Raw genomic sequence first — 21,557 nt, 5'->3', positions numbered from 1 at the left:
GCATCTTGCCTGTGAAATCCTTGTGGCACAGGCATCTTGCCTGTGAAATCCTTGTGGCACAGGCATCTTGCCTGTGAAATCCTTGTGGCACAGGCATCTTGCCTGTGACTGAAGCTTGGGCGGGCAAGATGCCCACCCCACAAGAAATTCAGAAAAAGCTAAACTTCATACATTTGCCAGAAAAAAGGATATTCCTCTGGAGTCACTGAAAGACCAGCTTTGACAGGATTTTGCCTAATATATTCCCAAAAAACCTGAAATTCTCGTTCATCTCTGACAATGTGGTCATGTCTCTCATCCTGCCAGACAGTACCAATATGCTTCATCACCTTGGGAATTTGTTTAGAACTGTAGCTTTTCATACTGTGTAGAATGCTGCTGAGCGACCATAATTTATTATCCGACTTTGCTAAAGGCTGCATGAGCATATGCACATGATCGGGCATTACAACTAAGCAAAAGATTTGATACCTTTGCCTATCAAAAAACTTGCAAGCATTGAGGACAACTTGCCTCGCAGCCGGAGTTAATTCCAGCTTCTCCCAAGTATTAAAAGTGATGAAATAGACCGATCCTTCTAACTCCCAATGAGGTAAATTTCTGTAAGTAACTTTTAATTGAGCCTCTCTGAGTTTAAGTTGCCGACTAGAAGCCTGTCCCACAAAAAGCTGATATTGACCTGTGGGGTCGGCATCTTTCCCGCCCAAATTCTGATTGCTTGCCTGACTCAAATTTTCGCGAATCATATGACTAAGTACAACCGCAACTTATTATAAAATAGCCTAAAAAAAGCCAAATTTCAATACCTTTACCGAGGATTTTTGTAAAGTCTTTAAGCATTGTGGGGTGGGCATCTTGCCCGCCCCAAATATGCAAGTTAAATGGTCACAACTTATCTCATCTTCAAAATCTTCTGTGCCGCACTTTCAGATACCGGCATCACCGATAACCGATTGCCTTTCCTCACCACCAAAATCTCATCAGCACTCAACTTTTGTTTCAGTTCATCCAAAGATATTAACTTAGCAAATTCCTCAACAAACTCAACTCTCACAGTTTGCCAACGAGGAGCATCAAACGGCGACTTAGGATCATAATATTCGCTATTAATATCGAACTGACTCGGGTCAGCAAGTCCAGTTTCTACGACGCGCACTAACCCGACAATACCCGGAAATTTAGTATTAGAATGGTAAAAAAATACTAAGTCTCCCCGACTCATTTCTCGCATAAAATTGCGCGCTTGATAGTTGCGAACGCCATCCCAAATGGACGTGCGATCGCCCTTCAAGTCCGCAATACTGTAAACATCTGGTTCCGACTTCATCAGCCAATAATTCATAGAATATCTTTCCGCTTCTGCAACCACAGAGTCAACATCAAATAAACCAAAATATGCACGCACAAAATACCCCAGTTTAAACCCAAATTCTCCCAGGTTGGATCGTAAACAGGAGTAGGCTCAAACGGCTGAGGAAGCGTACTCCCATCCGGCAATGTAGTAGGTGCGGGAACCATCCCATTCACATTAACTAAAGAGCCGTAAGCACCCACAGACCAGCGGCTTAACATCAGCCAAGAAAACTTGCTCGCCGCACCTTCCATCTTAAACAAAACTCCCGAAAAAATAATTTGAGGCAGCAATAATAGAGGCAAAGCGCTATTAGCTTGAGAGCTATTTTTAACAATTGCGGAAACGACTAATCCGAGGCTTATGCAGCTCATCAAAGTTAGGAATGTGGTAATAGTTGCCCCCATCGCCCAGGAAATCAAACTCGGTTCGGGGGATTTAAAAGCAATCAGAATAACTCCTACCATTAACAGCGTTTGCAATACTGCCAAACCAGAAAGTATAAATATTTTTGAACCTAAATAAGCAAACAATCCTAAATTGACCAAACGTTCGCGCAGATAAATAGCAGATTCTTTAACAATTTCTTGCAGAGAAGTTGCCAGTCCTACCCAAATCGCCGCGCAGGTAAATACAAATAAAACTCTGAGCGCTAAAGGTGCTAAAGTTGCCTCCGGTGCGCCAATTAATGGGTCTTTATCTCTGACCGCTAGCCGCAGCAAACTAATGCCGATCGGCGCTGTTAAAAGAGCTAAACTTAAGTTAACTAAGTCGCGGGAAACGAGTTGAAAATATCGCTGGGCAAGCAAAACGAGTTGTTTTACAAAAGATTGAGATTTTGGTACAGAAGGTGCAGAAGGTATTTTTGCATTAGCCTTGCCTGTGCTCAAGTGGTTGACAATATAGCGCTGATAGTAGGGAGATTTATTAAACTTTTCTGCCCAGCTTTGAACGTTGGTTTCTCCTGTTTCTAATTCGTTGTAAATGTCGGCAAAATCGCCCGTTTTGACATCGAAAAAATCGAGCGCTTCCCTAGGCGGGCCGAAGTAGCAAAGGCGTCCGCCGCGACCCATAAAAACGATCCGATCGCACATCGTGATATTTGCCGTCGCGTGAGTCACCAAAATCACCGTCCGGCCTTGATTTGCCAACTTTCGCAGCAGTTGCATCATCTTCTTATCCAAACCCGGATCGAGTCCTGAAGTCGGTTCGTCTAAAAAGAAAAGTTTCGGGTCTGCTAACAGTTCAACTCCGATGCTGACCCGCTTTCGCTGTCCGCCGCTAAGCTGTTTTACCAAAGCCTTGCGACGGTGAGTCATTTCAATATCTTCTAAAGTTTTTGCGACTACCTGCTTGACATCTGTATCGGGAGGTAAGCGCAATTTAGCGGCATAACTCAAGACTTCTTCTACTGTCAAATCTGCGTGCACAATATCATCTTGAGGGACGTAACCGATTTGATTGCGGTAAATATTGAAGTTTTGGCGCAGGTTATCGCCATTGAGAAACACAGCGCCGTTAGTAGTTTTTTCAATGCCTAAAAGCGTCCGCATTAAAGTAGATTTACCCGCACCGCTACCGCCGACTAAAGCCACAAACTCCCCCGGTTCGATCGCCAAAGTGATGCCATCCAAACGCTTCGGAATCACCAGACAGTCAGCATCCAAACGAATTTGATGGCCGGAGTCTTGCATCTGCAACTCACCGCTGCGGTAAGTTAGAGTAAACGGGCCGATCCGAATTGCATCTCCCTCGGACAACTGTACAGAATTTGTCACTCGCTGACCGTTAACAAAAACCCCGTTAACGCTGTGGTCTCGCAAAATATAATTGCCGCGACTGTCTTGGTCAATTGTCGCGTGGCGTCTAGAAACAAGCGGCGCATCTAATTGCAGCGAAGCGTTTGGATCGCGGCCCAACAAAACCGACCGATTCTTAAGAAGAATTGACTGCTTGCTAGGGACAGCAACCTGATTCGCCAGCGGATTAAAATAAGTCAGCAAAACTTGATTTTGAGGATCGAGACCGATTTTAATTTCTGTGCCGTTTTTCAGGCAATAACCGTCATTGGGAGTGATGCGAGTGCGATCGACAAATAAGCCATTAGTGCTCGGCCGCTGGCCGTCACCGTCGTAAATCCAGTAATTCTCCCCAATTTGGCGCAAAACAGCGTGAACGCCGGAAACTGCGCGCCAGGGTTCGGGAATGGCTAAATCAGCACGAGTGCGATCGCGCCCCAATACGTGCTGCTGCTGTTTTAACTCTAACTGTAAAACCTCCCCTTGATTGCTTAATACTAAATACGGTCGATCGCTTAAAGCAGTCAGTTGTCCTATATAGCCTGTCATACTTCAATCGCGGTTTTTGCACTCACTTTTGTCAGCATATCAAAAAGTAGAAGTCGTTAGTCATTAGTCATTAGTGCGTAGGTTGGGTTGAGGAACGAAACCCAACATTTTCGCTACAATTTTCCACGGGCCCAAGCGTCTTGACTTATATTAAGCAAGTCTACTTAGCAACAACCGACAAACTGCGAAGCCGATTAATTGCCGCAGCCAATTCAAACCGCCGAAACATGGCAAAATCCCCTTCAGGAAAAGGCGATAAAATATCCATGCCCTGCGCGTCAATATCTGCCATCACCAAATCTATGATTTCCGACAAAGTGCGTTTCCCGTCCATGTATTGCTGCTTAGCATAAACCATTGCCGCAGCGATCGCCCTTAACTGTCCGCTGTCCACAATTTGCTCAACATAACCCAAATCAATCTCCTCAGTTCCGAAAGCCAATTCATCAACATCCCGCACCTTCACCCGCACATCTCGCCGTCCCCGACTCGGATCTAAACTAGCAGGAATCGGCACTCTTTGAGTAATATCACCAAAATTTTCTCCCCCTTCAGCAGCACGGCTAATCGAGTAATTTTTAGCAATCTCTTTAGCTTCTTTCGTCACATTATATGCTTGAAAATTTTCCAGTGCAATCACCGTATCCGCCACATCAAAATAATCGCCGCTTCCGCCCATGACTAAAATAGTCGATACGCCATAATCCGCATACAATTGTCTCACTTTATCAATAAACGGTGTAATCGGTTCCTTATCCTTAGCAATGAGTTCCTGCATTCTGCGATCGCGAATCATAAAATTAGTCGCCGCCGTATCCTCATCCACCAATAAAACAGGCACTAAATCCTCTTCATAAATTAATCCGTGTATCCGTGTCAAAATCCGTGTCGTGCCTTCCTTCTTCCTTCTCCCCACTTCCAAAACCTCAATAATATTAGCAGCTTGCGACGTGCTACCGCTCGCATTTTCAGTATAAAATTGTGCAGTATCTCTACCTTGCGGCAAGTGGTTAATAAAAGGCGAAATATCAACTCCCGCAACACTTCTGCCATCTTCCGCCCTAATTTTCACCGCCGCCGGACTCGTCACCACAAATTCCCTACCATCTCCCGGAATTCGGTTGTAAACTCCCAACTCGATCGCCCTGAGTAAAGTTGATTTGCCGTGATAGCCGCCCCCAACAATCAAAGTAATGCCAGCGGGAATACCCATACCGGAAATCAAACCGCGATTCGGACAATTAAACTCAACTTTTAACGACGGCGGCGACTGAAAAGCCACAGCATTATTTAACAAAGGACTGTTGTCAACACCGCTGCGGCGGGGCAAAATAGAACCGTCAGCAACAAACGCAACTAATCCGTTTTCAGCTAACTGCTGCCGCAGCCAGTCAGCATCTTCTACAGTTTCAACGTGACGGCGACATTCCGCAGCATTTAAGTTAGCATACTTCAGAGAATTGCTGACAATTTGCGGAATATCTTCGCACAGCATTTCAGCAGCTTGTCGCCCTAAGATACTGCGTCCGCCCGCTGGAAGTCCGACGGCAAATCGCAGTTCAACTCCTCCTAAATCTTCAATATCGGATGTATGTGAGGAAATTATAAATGCGGAACTTCGCTCTAAAACTTCTTGTCCGAAGCGAGTCACTGCAATCAAACCGCTTTTTCCTGTGCCGCGTTTGCTGCTGATGCTGTAGGCTGCTTGGTCAAACTGGCGAGTTAGGTAATCTCGCAAGGCTATTTCTCGACTGCGAGAGTTGAAAAGTTCGCGGGGAATTTGAGCAATGTGTGGCGGAACTATGACTCTAAATTTACTGGGAGAAGCAAACGGATCTCCCTGCACGTAATCAATAATTAAGGTGAATTCAGAAAAGTCGTAATTACCTTGAATGTCTTTGTAGGCTTTGTAGCCTCGATTGTCTAGTTGCAGTAAATGCCGTTGCAAGCTTTCTTTGTTAGTCATTGGTTATTGGTTATTAGTTATTAAGCTGTTGTGCATTTAAATTGAATGTCAAAAAATAATCTAAGCTTTGTGGGGAGTAGGGGTTGGGCCTAAGAGCCCGCCCTGAATATGCAATTTAAATGCGTGACAGCTTAGTTATTACTTATTAGTTATTTACCTAGTTCCTAGGCTCTGCCTAGGAACTGATTTCCAGAGGCTCTGCCTCGCTTGCTTGGCGTGGGAAAATTGGAGGCAGAGCCTCCAGATATGCGTTACCAGGCTCTGCCTGGTAACGAGTAGATTACCGAATTTCCAATAATTTAGCCGTGGCATTAACAACAATTTGAGCAGAACCGGCGAAAAAAGGTCGATCGATAGTTGCTAATGTATCGCTAGATTGGTGATAGTGGGGCGATCGCAAATTTGCAGTATCCGTCACCAACACAGCACCAATTCCTTTATACCAAAAAGGCGCGTGGTCGCTGCGTAAAACATCGGGAGTCAGCAACCCTTTGAGGGGAACCGGCAGCGCCACCACCGGCGGCAAATCGGCTTTTCGCGACTCCGCAAAACTTTTCAATAGCAGCGGATGTTCCGCATCCCCAATCACAGCGATAAACTCCCCTTTGTCGGGAGAAGTTACCCCCGATGCTTCTAGAAAAGGTTGCGCTGTCAATCCTTCGGGATATTGCTGGCATCCGGGGGTGCGGCACGCATAACCTAGCATATCTAGGACGATCGCTCCCTGCAAATTTTTTAACCGCGCCTCGCTACCGGTGAATGCTAAACTGCCTAAAAGTCCGATTTCTTCCCTGTCGAAAAATGCTACTTGCAGTGTCCGAGGTGTGGCACGAGAACCCAGCAATCTTGCTACTTCTAAAACTACTGCAACTCCCGTCGCATTGTCGTCAGCGCCTGGGGAGTTTGGTACAGTATCGTAGTGTGCTGCGACTAAAATTGCACCGGCGTTTGAGTCAGTACCTTTTCTCTCCGCGAAGACATTAATTCCGCGATCGAACGGCTGCAACTCTGCGGAAAATCCTAATGTTTGCAGTTGTTGGGAAATATAGTCTCTAGTAAAAGAGCGATCTCGTTCTCCATCGCGTTCTCCTGCTAAAGTCTCGACGTGTTTCCACAACCGAGATGGGTCAATTTGGGGCAGATAAAAAGCATTTTTTTCAGCAGGAAGCGGTAAGGGAGACGGGTTTTGGGAAGTGTGGATATTGCGATCGATCCCAACTTCGGGTACAGCCGACAACCGCTGCCACGAGTCAGAACCCCACCCGACAGCCGTCACCGCAACCAGAATAAATAGCGCTATCCAAATCAATTGTTTCATTAGTAAGTGTATTGGAGATTTTAGACAGAGCTTACGCACTCCTCGCTCCCATCAACCGGGTTTTTTAGCGGAAGCGAGGGCTGCCACAAAGTCTTTTCGTAAAACCCGGTTGATGCGTTCAGAACTGTTATCTTTTAGATTTTAGATTGACACCAGAGTTAAAAATCAACCAGTTTCAAAAAATGAAACTCAAAAATCTGAAAATTCACGGCGCCAGAGGCAGTTTTGTATTTTATCTCTAAAAAAGCAGGTAAAAGCCTTGGGATGTTGCCGTCGAATCTGTCTTGCTTATTTGAGCGTTCGACGGCGACATTCAAATCACTAATTTACCTTGAAAATTTACCAAGCAAAACTACTTCTTTTCCCACTCAATCTCCTTATTCTCCAATATCAACCCGCTGCTGCTGGGAACAGCGTAAGGAATAGTTGTGGCGGAAAATTTTACTATTTCAGTTGGTTGTTGAAACCACTCGGAATAAGTGGGATTGAGTTGGTCGTACAGTGCTTTTAAAGCTTGAATTTCTGCCTCTAGCTGCGCTGCTGCTTGATTGATTCTGCGAGCTTGTGTTTGCAAGCGCTTTTCCCCGGTTTGAACTTTGTTTTCTAGTTCTTGCCAGTGCTGTCCTGCCGCCAATTTATCTATTTCAGCTTGTTTGTAGGACAGTAAAGCCTGTTTTTGTTGCAGTTGCTTTTCAGTAATTTTAGTCTCTCGGTCAATCTCCTGGATTTGCTGCAACCACTGCTCCCCAAAAGCAGCAGTTTGCTGATGGAACTCGGCAATAGCTTCAGGAGTATTATTTTTGGGAAAACTGACTGCCACTCGGCACTCAGAGCGCTGTACGCCAAGTTTTTCCCGCGACTCTTGCAGGGCGGCAACTTCTGCTTCTAGCGCGCGGACTTCTTTTTGGAGTTCTGGGATGGTCTGACTCATGGGTTCAATTAGTGGACCTCTGCATCGATTTTAAGCTAATTGTTTATTTTTCTAACAAATCCCGATCGCCTCCTTGCGGGAATTATCTAATTTTAGCGCGCTCCCACCCGGTGTCTAGGCAGAATGGGGGATAATTTGTGGCACAATGGCTGATGACACATTTTAAATTAAGATTAAAATTATAATTAGTTATAAAGCTCAATTATTAGCTTGGTAAAATTTAATTTACAAATCCACATAAATTAATGGTGGCTGGGTTTTCCTATGGCAGAGAAAGTTCTGCTAAAGTTTTTTAGATTTATGGTTCCTCCAAAAAATATTGGGGAGTAGGAAATAGAGCAAATGAAAATAATTTTTCAATTAATGTTGGGATATTTCGCGGTTGCTATTTTTGGTGTGGAATGTGGCATTAATCCAAAAATATTACCGACCAGCCTAGGAGATGGGCACGGCAATCGCCCTGTTGAAGGGATTTTGATTGGCTATCAGAAACATAGCTATTTGCGATCGACATCTCGCCCCCTTACTTCTGCAAGCGCAGCATTATTTTTGGATAAATTATCCCAAATAAAACCAGTAAATTTACCGACATACAATTATATACAATCTCAGGAAACTTCGAGAAAAAAACCTACGATTAAGTTGACAGTAATCGGTTATTTTCTGGTTTTTCTTTGTTTAGTAATCTCATTATTGAGCAGGGCGAAGACAGTAAATAGCTTATCCAAGACGATGATGTTAATCCAGCCGAAGTCTGAAACAGAGAATGACAAGCTACCAAAAGGAGAAAAAGTGTTGTATCCAAAAAAAGAACAGGATATCTGGCATACTATTGCCCAAATGACCCAAGATTTGCAGCAAACTGCCGAATATGCCCTCGATATTTGCGAGGAAATGAACGTCTCGATAATTGCGACAACTCCGGGCGGTCATATCCTGTCGTTAAACCAAGCTACCTGTCAACTTTTGGGATACTCTAAAAAAGAGTTGTTAGGCCAACCAATAGCCGGACTTTTTAAGAAAAGTGAATCACCTGCACAGGAGTTAGAGTTAGCAAGTTTAACAGCCGAAGGTTCTGTCCACAACGTGGAAAAAGTCTACCTTTCCAAACATGGAAAAAAAATAATTGTACTGCTTTCTATTTCAATTATTCGCGACGGTCAAGGCAAGGTCAGCGGCAAGTTATATATAGCACAAGATATTACTGATAGCAAGCGGGCTGAAAGAAATTTGCGGCGCAGTGAAAAAAAGTTTCGCCAACTGATAGAAACGGTTAATGCTGCTGCATTTATCTATCACCGCAGACAGTTGCGCTATGTCAATGCTCAGACAGAAGCTCTGACAGGATATTCTCGTGAAGAATTGCTAGCGTTGGATTTATACGATTTAATTCATCCAGATTTTCGAGAAATAGTTAAAAAATGGGGTAAATCCAGCCATGCGCGCTCCATTCCCGGCTCAAAATATGAATTAATAATACTCACGAAAACTGGAAAAATGCGCTGGATTGAAGCAACTGTAGATATTATAAAATTTGAAAAAAAAGCCTCAATATTAATCACAGCGTTTGACATCAGCGATCGCAAATTAGCAGAGTTAGAACTCGAAACATCTCTTTCGTTGCTTCAAGCAACCATTGAATCTACTGCTGACGGTATTCTGGCGGTTGACAGTGCAGGAAAAATTGTCAGCTTTAACCGTAAATTTTCCGAAATGTGGCAGTTGCCGGATTTGCTGGTTGATTCGAGAGATAACAACCAAATTTTGGGGTTTGGAATCAACCAGTTAAAATACCCGGAAATATTTCTCAACTGTGCTAAAGAATTGTGCGCTCGCCCCGCAGCAGAAAGTTACGATATCATCGAGTTGACAGATGGCAGAATCTTCGAGCGCTACTCGTTGCCCCAGCGCACTGGAGGCAAAATTACTGGTCGAGTATTCAGCTTTCGGGATGTAACGGAACGGGTGCAATCCGAAGAAAAACTCCGCAAAAGCGAAGAACGCTTTCACCTGCTGACGCGGGCGACAAATGACGCCGTATGGGATTTTGATTTGTTAAAAAATGAGTATTGGTTGAGCGAAGAATTTGAAAAAGTTTTTGGATACAAACTCAACGAAACTCAGACTATAGAGTTAGAATCATGGTGGCTAAATATTCATCCCGAAGAACGGGAAAGAGTGATGTTAAGCTTCTACGAAACAATGAGCTCAGGCGCTCAATGTTGGTCGGAAGAATACAGCTTTCACCGTGCAGACGGGGGATATGTTTTTGTGCTCGATCGCGGCTATATCATCCGCAATGAAACTGGCAAAGCAGTAAGGGCGATCGGCACGATCATGGATATCACTCAGCGCAAGCAAGCTGAAGAAATTATTCGCTATCAAGCTGTTTATGACCAACTCACCGGTTTACCGAACCGGATACTTTTTAACGAGAGGCTGCTGGCGTCCTTAAAACAAGCTAAAAAAAACCAACAAATGCTAGCTGTGATGTTTTTAGACTTGGACAGGTTCAAAAAGATTAATGATACACTAGGTCACGCTGCGGGCGATCGCCTGTTAGAAGGTTTTGCCGGACGCATCAGCGACACTTTGCGATCGACTGACACGGTTGCCCGCTGGGGAGGCGACGAATTTACCATACTGCTTCCCGACATCAATTGCTTAGAAGATGCAGTTAAAACAGCTCAAAGAATACTCAACAATTTAAAGCCAGCATTTAAACTAGAAGGACAACCGTTTCATGTTAGCAGCAGCATCGGCATTGCCCTTTATCCCGATGATGGTGAAGATGCCGAAACTTTAGTCAAAAATGCCGATGCCGCCTTGTATTACGCTAAAGAAATGGGAAGAAATAACTATCAGTTATATACTTCAACACTTAATCCCCACGGCAGCCATTTACTAACTATAGAACACAGACTGCACGAGGCTTTAGAACAGGGAGAATTTGAGGTTTTCTACCAGCCAAAAGTCAACATTACTACTTGGGAAATTCAGGGCATGGAAGCCCTGCTGCGCTGGCAACATCCAGAATTAGGTTTAGTTACTCCCGCTACATTTATTCCCATCGCCGAAGAGAACGGACTCATTGTACCTATTGGGGAATGGGTGCTGCAAACAGCCTGCACTCAAAATAAAGCTTGGCAGGATGCTTTGCAGCCAGATTTGCGGGTAGCAGTCAACGTTTCGGCTAGGCAGTTCCAGCAATTTAATTTATTAGAAATGGTAGCGAAATGCTTGGAAAAAAGCGGTTTAGCACCCAAGTATTTAGAGTTAGAAATTACCGAGACTACAGCCATGCAAGATATGGATTATACCACAAAAGTTCTCAGGGAGTTGCAGAATATGGGAGTGCAAATTGCGCTGGACGATTTCGGCACAGGTTATTGTTCTCTAAATTATCTCAAAAAGTTTCCCTTGAATATCTTAAAAATAGACAGGTCGTTTGTCAGCGGATTGACGACCGATCCGTGCGAACTGGCGATCGCCAAGGCTGTAGCGACGCTGGGGCGAGATTTGAACTTGAGCGTGGTAGCCGAAGGAGTAGAAACTAAAGAGCAGTTGGAGTGTTTGCGATCGCTCCACTGTCAAGAAATTCAGGGCCATTATTTCAGCCCTGCACTATCAGCCAATGATGCTAGGAAGCTATTGGTAAATTCTCAGTTGAGGAAAGTTAAAATTGCATAATACTCACATCTTGCACTATTCTCAAGAACGGGCTCTCCGGCCCATTCCACAAAGAGTAGATTTTCTTGTGGAACAGGCCGGAAAGCCTGTTCCTAAAAGGCTAATTGAGAATGGTGCAAGATGTCAGTCATTTGTAGGGTGGGTGAGGCGCGGTTCAAGATTTATCTATTGCTGACAATAGTTAATCGGCGCGCCTCACCCACCAATAGGGATCAGGTGCTTCGTGCGCCCCCGAAAGTTATAGTTCTTGACCGCGAATCTTAGTCTCCCGACTTATTTTCCTGCGCTGCATCCCCAACATCATCACTGCTAGAGCGCTTCGGCGGGCCTAAGTTGTCGGGCAATTCGTTAAGATTCTTGCCCAAAGCGTGACACAGCGCTTTAACTTGAGGAATTGTCAGCTCAGGGGCATCAAGTCCTCGCTCCCAATTGCTAATCGCCTGTCGAGTTAAAGTTTTTGCTCCTGTTTTATCGGGGATTTGGCTTGCGAGTTGAGATTGAGTTAAACCGACAGCCTCTCTCAATACTTGCAAGGCTGGCTTGGTATTTGGATCTTGATTGGGCTTCTTTCGGGACATATATCAGCAAAACAAAGCAAGCACACTTGACAAACAAAATTACGCAAGTATGCTTGCTTTTATAGGCACAACAAAAGGCGGCCGGGCGGGCCTGACATAGGGTGTTTAGCTTGCTCAAACCGCCTTAACAATAGTGTCTCCCATTAGTGCAAGTGTTTTCACAAACACGTGCATACCCCTTAACCTGCTGGGGTTTGGACTTGCAGAACCAAGCCCCTTTCTCTCACAAGCGTTAAATCAGGAGTGAAAATCCCATGAAATCAGCGGCCCAAAATCAGGTACTGCATCAACTCAAGCTCATGGAAAGCAACTTGCGCGAAATTCAGTGCAAGCTAGTTAAAACCGATACTTTTTTGCTAACATTTGCTAACAAATACATAAGTTGAGATCATATCTCAACAAAGGCGTATCAACCGATGCCCGTAGAAATTTCTACAAGCACTTATATTCTTGCCTTCAGCTTGGTTATCGCTTACAGCTCTTAGCCAATCTGATTATTTGCTTTGATAATGTAGAGGCAACTTATTTATATAGCGGTTGCGTACTACCAAGGTTTTTCACCTACATCTGAGTGGCTAAATTCATTCTATATGACATGAAGACAAGAAGGCAAATGTAACTGATTGTTAGCAAATGTCAGAAAAAGTCTTACTGTTAATCAACCTCCGTTTTAAACTTGTGGCAAATAGTTTTGCCCGATGGAAAGAGAATTTTGCTGGAACACGCGGGCGGCGGACACTGGATTTTTCGGTCTAACGGTATTGAGAAATCTCATCCAGAAGTGCGAAAAGCTGTTTTGCGGGCGATCGGCATTTGCTCGGCCCACCGCAGTTAAGGTAAGAGCCGATCGCCCCCGCAGCTTAAAACTTAAAATAGTGTGCAGAATAACGGACTTGTACCTAAAGACAGAGGAAAATATCGCTACCCCAACATAAAGGCTTTGTCTATGCAGCCAATTCGCACATTTAACGTTTCCCCGTCGCTACCGACAATTCTCGAACCCCTACGCAAGCTTGCCTACAACTTGCACTGGGACTGGAACGTCGATACCAAAGACCTCTTCCGCCGCCTCGATCGAGACCTGTGGGACTCCAGCAATCAAAACCCGGTGCTGATGCTCGGAACCATATCTCAAGAGCGACTGCAAGAAATGGCAGAAGACGAAGGCTTCATTGCCCAAATGAACCGAGCAGCCCAGCAGTTAGACGATTATCTCAAAAACCGCGCCTGGTACCGCAAACAGCGCGGCACCGAGCAGCAAGAATGCTACGCTTACTTTTCGATGGAATTCGGCTTAGTTAAAGCCCTACCCATCTATTCAGGCGGTTTGGGCGTGCTCGCAGGCGACCACCTCAAATCAGCTAGTGATTTGGGCTTGCCCTTAGTCGGTGTCGGCCTGCTCTACCAAGAAGGCTATTTTTCGCAGTATCTCAACGCCGACGGCTGGCAGCAAGAACGCTATCCGCTCAACGATTTCTACAATATGCCGCTGCACCCAGAACGCAATCCCGACGGTTCGGAATTGCGGATTGAGGTGGACTATCCCGGCCGCAAGGTGTATGCCCGGATTTGGCGAGTACAAGTGGGAACGGTTCCTTTGTACCTAATGGATACAAATATTGAACCTAACAGCCGCTACGACCAAGATATTACCGACCAACTGTATGGCGGTGATAAAACTCTGCGGATGCACCAAGAAATCATGCTGGGCATCGGCGGCGTGAAAATGCTCAAGGCATTGGGGCTGACAGTTACGGCTTATCACATGAATGAAGGCCACGCGGCTTTCATGGCTTTGGAACGCATTCGGATGCTGATGGAGGAATATCACCTGAGTTTCGTGGAAGCGGAACAGGTGGTGGTTTCGAGCAGTATGTTTACGACTCACACGCCGGTGCCTGCTGGGTTTGACTTGTTCGAGCCGGATATGGTGATGCACTATCTAGGTCAGTATCCCAAGATGTTTGGCTTGTCGCAAGATCAGTTTTTGGGATTGGGCCGGGAGAATACTGGCGATTTGTCCGCACCTCTGAATATGGCAATTTTGGCAATTAAAATGTCGAGTTTTGTCAACGGGGTGGCGGCTTTGCACGGCGTGGTGTCGCGCCCGATGTTTCAGGGTTTGTGGCCGGGTTTGCCGCAGGAAGAAGTACCAATTACTTCAATTACCAACGGGGTGCACGCTCGCAGTTGTGTGGCGAAGTCTACTCAGGAGTTGTACGATCGATACCTCGGCCCGGATTGGGAAATGACTCGCAAGGACGATCGACTCTGGGATCGGATGTCATCGATTCCTGACGAGGAATTGTGGCGCAATCACGAACGCTGTCGATCGGAGTTGGTGGTGTTCGCACGCGAGTGGCTGCAAAAGACTTTGCGCGAGCGCGGTGCGGCCCAAACGGAAATCGAACACGCGCGGGAGGCTCTCGATCCGAAGGTGCTGACGATCGGGTTTGCCCGCCGCTTTGCTACTTACAAGCGGGCTACACTGTTTTTGCGCGATGTCGATCGAATTATGCGGATCATGCGGGACAAAAACCGCCCGGTGCAGTTTGTGATTGCTGGGAAGGCTCACCCGATGGATATTCCGGGTAAGGAATTGATTCGGGATATCGTTCACTTCATCCGCGAGCACGACACGATCAGCTCGATGGTCTTTTTGCCGAACTACGACATTAACGTCGCTCGGATGATGGTGTCGGGCTGCGATGTGTGGCTGAATACGCCACGCCGTCCGCGTGAGGCTTCCGGGACTTCGGGGATGAAAGCTTCGATGAACGGTTTGCCGAATCTGAGCATCCTCGACGGATGGTGGGATGAGGCTGATTATGTTCGCACCGGTTGGCCGATCGGGCATGGGGAATTTTACGAAGATACTAAGTATCAGGATGAGGTCGAGGCGAATGCTTTGTACGACTTGATGGAAAAGGAAGTTGTACCCCTATTTTACAACCGCGATGCTGATGGCATTCCCCGCGGTTGGACGGCGAAAATGAAGGATTCTATTCGCTTGAACTGTCCTTTCTTCAATACTGCTCGGATGGTGAAAGATTACGCGCGGCGGGCTTATTTCCCGGTGAGCGATCGCTACCACACCATGACTTCGGATAATTGCGCTCCCGCCAAGGAGTTGTCTCACTGGAAGAAGCACGTTCTCGCGAAGTGGCACGATATTAAGATTGAGGCTGTTGATATTTCCCAAGATAAGGAAGTTAAGGTCAATCAGTCGATCGCTGTTAAATCTCGGATTAATCTGATGGGATTGACCCCTGCAGACGTGCAAGTTGAACTTTATCAAGGCTCGGTTGATGCTAACGGCGATATCATCGGTGGCGTGCCGGTGGTGATGGAGTATTTGGGAGAAGATTCTCACAATGCTAGCCTTTATACGGCTGACATTACTTATACTTCTAGCGGTTTGCAAGGTTTGTCCTTGCGCGTTTTGCCGAAGCACGATAATCTCAGCAGTCCTTATGAAGCTGGCGTGATTCTCTGGGCACATTAGTCAGTAGTCAGTAGTCAGGAGTCAGGAGAATAAAGGAAGATTTTCCTAATTCTCCCTCTCTCCGACTCTCCCACTTTTGTTATCTTCCTTGGGGAATGACTATTTAGCCGATTGTGCGATCGCCCAATACCAAATTCCGCCTATTCCCCAGTACCACCAGTGAGCGCGTATATAAGCGTACAGCAAGGCATCTCGCTGTTCTTTTAATGCTTTGAGGGTGGCAACACTGGTGGGGCTTTCGGGGATGTTTGAATCACCGATGAACGCTGATTATTCTGCGGAATATTTGCGAAATTCAGACGGGGTTCGAGGATAGATCAATATCTACCATATACTGGCAGAATTTCATCAGTTAGAGTTGATATTCTGCCAGTTTTCCTTATTTTTGGTGTTGCTGAATACAGGTATAAATTCAAGATTTCGGAATTTTTATAAGCCCAGTATGGTGAGTTTTGTAACTTCCGATAAAAGTTGATTTATACCGTGAATTAGCAAGGCCCAGAATCTATATCCATCAATAGGAAAGCCGCATAACAAAATAGTGGTTTCACAATAGTCACACTTTTTCATCCTGCTATTCCATAAAATTGAAGGCAGCTTTGAGACACCTCTATAGCGCTTCTCAAAAAAGTGAGGTATGCGCTATGTGCTATGCGCTATGCCCTATGCCCTATGCCCATGAGTACCTCATATGAGAGCTCGAAAGGCTATAGTTTAGCTTATTTACTTACAGCCGCTGGCTGCTGACGGTTTCGCACTTCCAGAAAAATCAACAAAGCATTAACATCAGCCGGATTTACCCCACCAATTCTCGCCGCTTGGCCAATCGTCAGCGGTTTCACCTTAGCCAACTTTTCCCGCGATTCTTTGGAGAGAGTTGTAATTGCCATGTAATCCAAATCTGCAGGCAATTGTCGGCGTTCGTGTTTGGCAATGTCATCGATTTGATTTTGCTGTCTTTGCAGGTAGCCGGAATATTTGATGTCAATTTCTGCACCATCTTTCTCAGCCAACTTCAGACTAGGATTGCCTAAATTGTAGCGTTCCAAATCCACATAATGAAAACCAGGACGACGCAACAAATCAGCCAGAGTAATTGAACCTTTAATCGCTTGTTGAGTATCAGCCAAAATTGCCTTGCCAATCTCCTCGTGTTCTTTCACCCGCGTCGAGTACAAGCGTTCCTTCTCTGCCACAATATTAGCTTGTTTGCGATCGAACAACTCCCAGCGGCGATCGTCAATCAAACCAATTTCCCGTCCCAGCGGAGTCAAGCGTTGATCCGCATTGTCCGATCGCAATAATAGCCGATATTCCGATCGCGAAGTCAACATCCGGTAAGGTTCCCGCAAATCCTTCGTACACAAATCATCTATCAGAGTGCCGATATAACTTTGCTCGCGAGGAAACACAATCATCTCCTGATTTTTCGCAAACCGGGCTGCATTAATACCCGCCACGAGCCCCTGTGCAGCAGCCTCCTCATATCCAGTTGTACCGTTCACCTGACCCGCGCAAAACAGCCCTTCAATCTTCTTAGTCATCAGCGTTGGAAAGCACTGAGTAGCCGGCAAATAATCGTACTCCACAGCATAAGCAGGGCGCATCATCTCGCACTTTTCCAAACCCGGAAGAGTCCGCAGCATTTGCAATTGCAAATTTTCCGGTAAACCCGTAGAAAATCCTTGGATATAAAGTTCAGGAATATCTCTACCTTCCGGTTCAATAAAAATCTGGTGACTTTCCTTATCCGCAAACCGCACAATCTTATCTTCAATACTCGGACAGTAGCGCGGCCCCTTCGCATCAACCCAGCCGCCGTAGACTGGAGAAAGGTGCAAATTGTCTCTAATTAACTGATGAGTAGCTGGCGTAGTTCGAGTCAAATAACAAGGCATTTGTTCCCGTTCGATCCAAACTTCTGGATCGAAACTAAACCAGCGAACCTCTGCATCTCCCGGCTGCGGTTCCATGTTGGTGTAATCGAGAGTACGTTTGTCAACTCTTGCCGGAGTTCCTGTTTTTAACCTGCCCGTTTCAAAGCCCAAACGATTGAGAGTTTCCGTCAAACCAACGGCGGCAAATTCTCCCGCACGTCCGGCGGGCATCGACTTATTGCCCACCCAAATTGTGCCACCTAAAAAAGTGCCTGTGGTCAGAATTACTGCTTTGCATTCAAAAGCGACGCCGAAGTATGTTTCGACTCCGATAACTTCTTCGTTTTTGCCCAAAACTAAGTCTGTCACCATCGCTTCCCGGATGGTCAAATTGGGTTGGTTTTCAACAATATTATTCATGACAGCGGCGTATTCCCGCTTGTCAGTTTGTGCTCTCAGCGCCCAAACTGCAGGGCCTCTCGAAGAGTTGAGGATGCGTTTTTGTAGGTAGGTGCGATCGGCCATTTTGCCAATTTCCCCGCCTAACGCATCAACTTCGTTAGTAAGTTGGGTTTTAGCCGGGCCGCCGACAGCCGGATTGCAAGGTTGCCACGCAATTTTGTCGAGGTTGAGGGTGAGGAGAAGGGTGCGACATCCGAGGCGAGAAGTGGCGAGGGCGGCTTCGCAGCCGGAGTGTCCGCCACCTACTACGATGATGTCGAAACTGTCTTGGAATTCTACGGGTGTTTGTGCGGTCATTCGATTTTAGATTTTAGATTTTAGATTTTAGATTGAAGAATAGACATCTGGCAAAATTAGGTTTTAGTTTCCTCAATTAAAACTCTTCCTCTCCATTAGTGTAGCTGCTTTCTTCAAACATCGATGTTAATCCAGTAATTTTTACGGGGGGTCGATCTTTGAATTCTACGACAAATGACAACTCCCCACCCATTGCCGCGATATAACTTTGCAAAGTAGATACCAACAAATCCGCACGGCGTTCTAGTCGCGAGACATTTTCTTGACGCATATTTAATAATTCTGCCATGCGAATCTGAGTAAATTTCCTTGCTTTTCGTAAGTCTTGCAAGGTCATTTCTTCAGCCATTAATTCAACCGATCGCTTTTCGACTATTGCTCGTTGTTCGGGAGGCAAATTTTCCATAATAGTCTTCAGGCTAATTGTCATCTGTTTCTTGCTCCATTAACTTATTCAAATGGTCGGCAAATCTACTATCTGCTATCTTAATTATTTGCTTGTAAAATCGCTTCTCACTACTACCCGATTTGTCCCCAGCTACCAACAAAATCGCTTCTCTGCGGGGGTCAAATGCAAAAGCGACTCGCCAAACTCCATCAGCCGCCTGAAACCTAAGTTCTTTCATATTGGTGTAGGTAGAACCATTGAGAGTATCGACGTGAGGACGCTTGAGGTTTGGGCCAAATTCTTGTAACAGTGTGAGTTTTGCTAAAAGCTCTAATCTGACATCAGTGGGGAATTCGCTAAACTCAGAGTAAAAATCAAAGTGAAACTGAATGTTCCATGTCATTTGGATCGATTATGCCTTACATAGCATATTATAGACAATAGTCGATCGAATAACCATATTTAATATGCACCCTTCGCGCCTTCGCAGTTCAACAATTCCGTACTTTTCCTGTTTTGCGTTATGTTAGACAAAAAAATCTCAACAAGCGTACACAAGTGAAATACTTCTTCTTATCCGACGGCTGGAAAGTTGGGCGCGTCTGGGGCGTCGGCGGCGAGTGGAGTCACGCTGCCTGGAGGCGGCCGCCGGACATCCAACAGCTCAACCTCTGTCTTTCCGATCGCAACGAAAAAATGTGGCTCTACCGCGTAGAAGACGCCGTACTCATGGTAGAAGTCGAACCAGCAGTTCGTCCCGATCCGGCCGATCCCGCCAAAAATATCGGCAACGTTACCCTCACCAGACTGATCGATGCCGAGCAAGTCCTCGAACGCCTCGGGACGATCGCCGCCCGCTGCGAAATGGGCAACCCGCAACTAATGTAATGCTCAACATATTGCAATCGGTTCTAACACTCGATACACTTCTTTAAATAACTTTCATTTTTATGCCTCCACCTTTGAAGGTAGATGGCAGTCGGCAAAAGGCAGAGTTTAAACCCTGCAGGTAACTGCTGGGGATTCAGAATCTGATTTTTCCGTAAAAATAGACATCATCACTTACACCTTGGAGAACCGCAGTCAATGGGACTACCCTGGTATCGCGTACACACAGTCGTCTTAAATGACCCAGGCCGATTGATTTCTGTACACTTAATGCACACTGCCCTCGTGGCAGGTTGGGCCGGCTCAATGGCCCTTTATGAACTAGCAGTTTTTGACCCCACAGACCCAGTTCTGAACCCAATGTGGCGTCAAGGGATGTTCGTGTTGCCCTTCATGACTCGCTTGGGAGTTACGGGTTCTTGGGGCGGTTGGAGCATCACTGGCGAAGGTAACGTCGATCCGGGCTTCTGGTCCTTTGAAGGCGTCGCCGTCGCTCACATCGTCCTCTCTGGCCTGCTGTTCTTAGCAGCAGTTTGGCACTGGGTATTTTGGGACTTAGAACTTTTCAGAGACCCTCGCACCGGTGAACCAGCCCTCGACTTGCCAAAAATGTTTGGCATTCACCTGTTCCTCTCCGGCTTGCTTTGCTTCGGCTTCGGCGCATTTCACCTTTCGGGACTTTTTGGCCCGGGAATGTGGGTGTCCGACCCCTACGGCCTGACCGGTCACGTCCAGCCAGTGGCGCCTTCTTGGGGCCCTGAAGGCTTCGATCCGTTCAATCCGGGCGGCATCGTGGCTCACCACATTGCAGCGGGCGTAGTCGGCGTAATTGCCGGTTTGTTTCACTTGACAGTGCGGCCGCCGGAACGTCTTTACAAAGCCCTGCGGATGGGGAATATCGAAACTGTACTTTCTAGCAGTATCGCTGCCGTGTTCTTTGCAGCCTTTGTGGTTGCGGGTACGATGTGGTACGGTTCTGCTGCAACTCCGATCGAACTTTTTGGCCCGACTCGCTATCAGTGGGACAGCGGCTATTTCCAACAAGAAATCGATCGCCGAGCTCAAGCTAGCTTGGCCGGTGGCCAAAGCTTCCAATCCGCTTACGAACAAATTCCCGAAAAATTGGCTTTCTACGACTACGTGGGCAACTCTCCTGCTAAAGGCGGTTTGTTCCGCGCCGGCGCGATGGTCAATGGCGACGGTATTGCTAAATCTTGGCTGGGCCATCCAGTATTTACTGACAGCGAAGGTCGGGTATTGTCGGTTCGCCGCCTCCCCAACTTCTTTGAAACTTTCCCAGTAATTTTGACGGACAAAGATGGGGTCGTTCGCGCTGACATCCCCTTCCGCCGTGCTGAATCAAAATACAGCTTTGAACAAAGCGGAGTTACAGTCAGCTTCTACGGCGGCGAACTTAACGGTCAAACCTTTAATAATCCTCTAGATGTTAAGCAGTTTGCTCGCGCTGCTCAAAAAGGTGAAGTATTTGAATTCGATCGCGAAACCTTGAATTCTGACGGGGTGTTCCGCACTTCGACTCGCGGTTGGTTCACTTTCGGACACGTTTGCTTTGCTTTGCTGTTCTTCTTCGGCCATATCTGGCACGGTTCTCGGACTATTTTCCGCGACGTTTTTGCTGGTGTTGAGGCTGACATGGAAGAACAAGTCGAGTGGGGCTTGTTCCAAAAACTGGGCGACGTGACCACCAGAAGAGAAGAACCTCTCTAAATTTCGCCACCCTCTGGCTAGCCGGGAAACTTCCCCGGTGTAAAAAAACCCGGTTTCTTGAAGAAACCGGGTTTTTTTAGTTAATATTGACACTCCCCCGCCTTAAGGCACGGGGATTCTTAAGACATTTCAGTCTTAATATCCCTATCGCGCTTAGGAATGAGAATTAAATAACTTCCACAAGTTTGTGGGATGGGGAGCATCTCAGTTTTGCATTTACAGTGCGAGCG

Annotated in this window: 16 protein-coding genes; 6 read left to right on the top strand and 10 right to left on the bottom strand. The window is 46.3% G+C overall.

Going from position 1 to position 21,557, the window contains the following annotated elements:
• Positions 1-158 precede the first annotated feature (158 nt).
• The 6 genes from QUB16_RS28070 to QUB16_RS28045 form a co-directional block, all read right to left on the bottom strand.
• Positions 159-746 (bottom strand): REP-associated tyrosine transposase, encoded by a 588-nt coding sequence (locus QUB16_RS28070; RefSeq protein ID WP_333321263.1) that lies wholly within the window; start codon positions 744-746, stop codon positions 159-161.
• 146 nt (positions 747-892) lie between these two features.
• Positions 893-1,342, bottom strand: a complete 450-nt coding sequence (locus tag QUB16_RS28065) for an EVE domain-containing protein (RefSeq protein WP_333321261.1) — start codon at positions 1,340-1,342, stop codon at positions 893-895.
• Entirely contained in the window at positions 1,339-3,699 is a 2,361-nt protein-coding gene (locus QUB16_RS28060) for an FHA domain-containing protein (protein ID WP_333321259.1), read from the bottom strand. Before QUB16_RS28060 ends, QUB16_RS28065 begins: the two co-directional genes overlap by 4 nt.
• Positions 3,700-3,859: 160 nt before the next feature.
• Complete coding sequence (locus tag QUB16_RS28055; protein ID WP_333321257.1) at positions 3,860-5,665, bottom strand: ABC-ATPase domain-containing protein; 1,806 nt, start codon at positions 5,663-5,665, stop codon at positions 3,860-3,862.
• Between the two features lie 280 nt (positions 5,666-5,945).
• Positions 5,946-6,983, bottom strand: a complete 1,038-nt coding sequence (locus QUB16_RS28050) for a M20/M25/M40 family metallo-hydrolase (RefSeq protein ID WP_333321255.1) — start codon at positions 6,981-6,983, stop codon at positions 5,946-5,948.
• A 352-nt stretch (positions 6,984-7,335) separates the two neighbouring features.
• Positions 7,336-7,914 carry a hypothetical protein gene (locus tag QUB16_RS28045; protein ID WP_333321253.1) on the bottom strand — a complete coding sequence of 193 codons (579 nt, stop codon included), beginning with the start codon at positions 7,912-7,914 and terminating at the stop codon, positions 7,336-7,338.
• A gap of 342 nt (positions 7,915-8,256) precedes the next feature.
• Here QUB16_RS28045 and QUB16_RS28040 point away from each other — a divergent pair, with 342 nt between their 5' ends.
• A complete protein-coding gene (locus QUB16_RS28040) occupies positions 8,257-11,604 on the top strand; it encodes an EAL domain-containing protein (RefSeq protein ID WP_333321251.1) in 3,348 nt (1,115 codons plus the stop codon).
• 260 nt (positions 11,605-11,864) lie between these two features.
• On the opposite strand, the gene QUB16_RS28035 is transcribed toward QUB16_RS28040, so the two are convergent.
• Positions 11,865-12,182: a helix-turn-helix transcriptional regulator gene (locus tag QUB16_RS28035; protein WP_333321249.1), complete on the bottom strand. Its 318-nt coding sequence runs from the start codon at positions 12,180-12,182 to the stop codon at positions 11,865-11,867.
• A gap of 254 nt (positions 12,183-12,436) precedes the next feature.
• Here QUB16_RS28035 and QUB16_RS28030 point away from each other — a divergent pair, with 254 nt between their 5' ends.
• The 3 genes from QUB16_RS28030 to glgP all read left to right on the top strand — a co-directional run bounded on the left by QUB16_RS28030 (position 12,437) and on the right by glgP (position 15,687).
• The gene (locus tag QUB16_RS28030; protein WP_333321247.1) at positions 12,437-12,568 is read left to right on the top strand and encodes a hypothetical protein; all 132 of its coding nucleotides are present in this window, start codon (positions 12,437-12,439) and stop codon (positions 12,566-12,568) included.
• A gap of 305 nt (positions 12,569-12,873) precedes the next feature.
• Entirely contained in the window at positions 12,874-13,017 is a 144-nt protein-coding gene (locus QUB16_RS28025) for a hypothetical protein (RefSeq protein WP_333321245.1), read from the top strand.
• Between the two features lie 111 nt (positions 13,018-13,128).
• A complete protein-coding gene (gene glgP / locus QUB16_RS28020; protein ID WP_333321265.1) occupies positions 13,129-15,687 on the top strand; it encodes an alpha-glucan family phosphorylase in 2,559 nt (852 codons plus the stop codon).
• Positions 15,688-16,406: 719 nt separating this feature from the next.
• Here the strand turns inward: glgP and mnmG are convergent.
• From mnmG to QUB16_RS28005, 3 genes are all read right to left on the bottom strand, one after another.
• The gene (gene mnmG, locus QUB16_RS28015; RefSeq protein WP_333321243.1) at positions 16,407-18,323 is read right to left on the bottom strand and encodes a tRNA uridine-5-carboxymethylaminomethyl(34) synthesis enzyme MnmG; all 1,917 of its coding nucleotides are present in this window, start codon (positions 18,321-18,323) and stop codon (positions 16,407-16,409) included.
• Between the two features lie 76 nt (positions 18,324-18,399).
• Positions 18,400-18,753 (bottom strand): transcriptional regulator, encoded by a 354-nt coding sequence (locus QUB16_RS28010; protein ID WP_333105480.1) that lies wholly within the window; start codon positions 18,751-18,753, stop codon positions 18,400-18,402.
• Entirely contained in the window at positions 18,743-19,114 is a 372-nt protein-coding gene (locus tag QUB16_RS28005) for a type II toxin-antitoxin system RelE/ParE family toxin (RefSeq protein ID WP_333207274.1), read from the bottom strand. Before QUB16_RS28005 ends, QUB16_RS28010 begins: the two co-directional genes overlap by 11 nt.
• Positions 19,115-19,269: 155 nt before the next feature.
• On the opposite strand from QUB16_RS28005, the gene QUB16_RS28000 reads away from it, so the two are divergent.
• Positions 19,270-19,599, top strand: a complete 330-nt coding sequence (locus tag QUB16_RS28000) for a hypothetical protein (protein ID WP_333321241.1) — start codon at positions 19,270-19,272, stop codon at positions 19,597-19,599.
• Between the two features lie 198 nt (positions 19,600-19,797).
• Positions 19,798-21,327, top strand: coding sequence for a photosystem II chlorophyll-binding protein CP47 (gene psbB, locus QUB16_RS27995; protein ID WP_333321239.1), 1,530 nt, complete (start codon positions 19,798-19,800; stop codon positions 21,325-21,327).
• Positions 21,328-21,557 lie beyond the last annotated feature (230 nt).

This window comes from Microcoleus sp. D3_18a_C4, assembly GCF_036702415.1.
GTDB lineage: Bacteria > Cyanobacteriota > Cyanobacteriia > Cyanobacteriales > Microcoleaceae > Microcoleus.
Note: the sequence above shows the minus strand (reverse complement) of the source record. Positions and strands in the feature narration are given on the sequence as shown.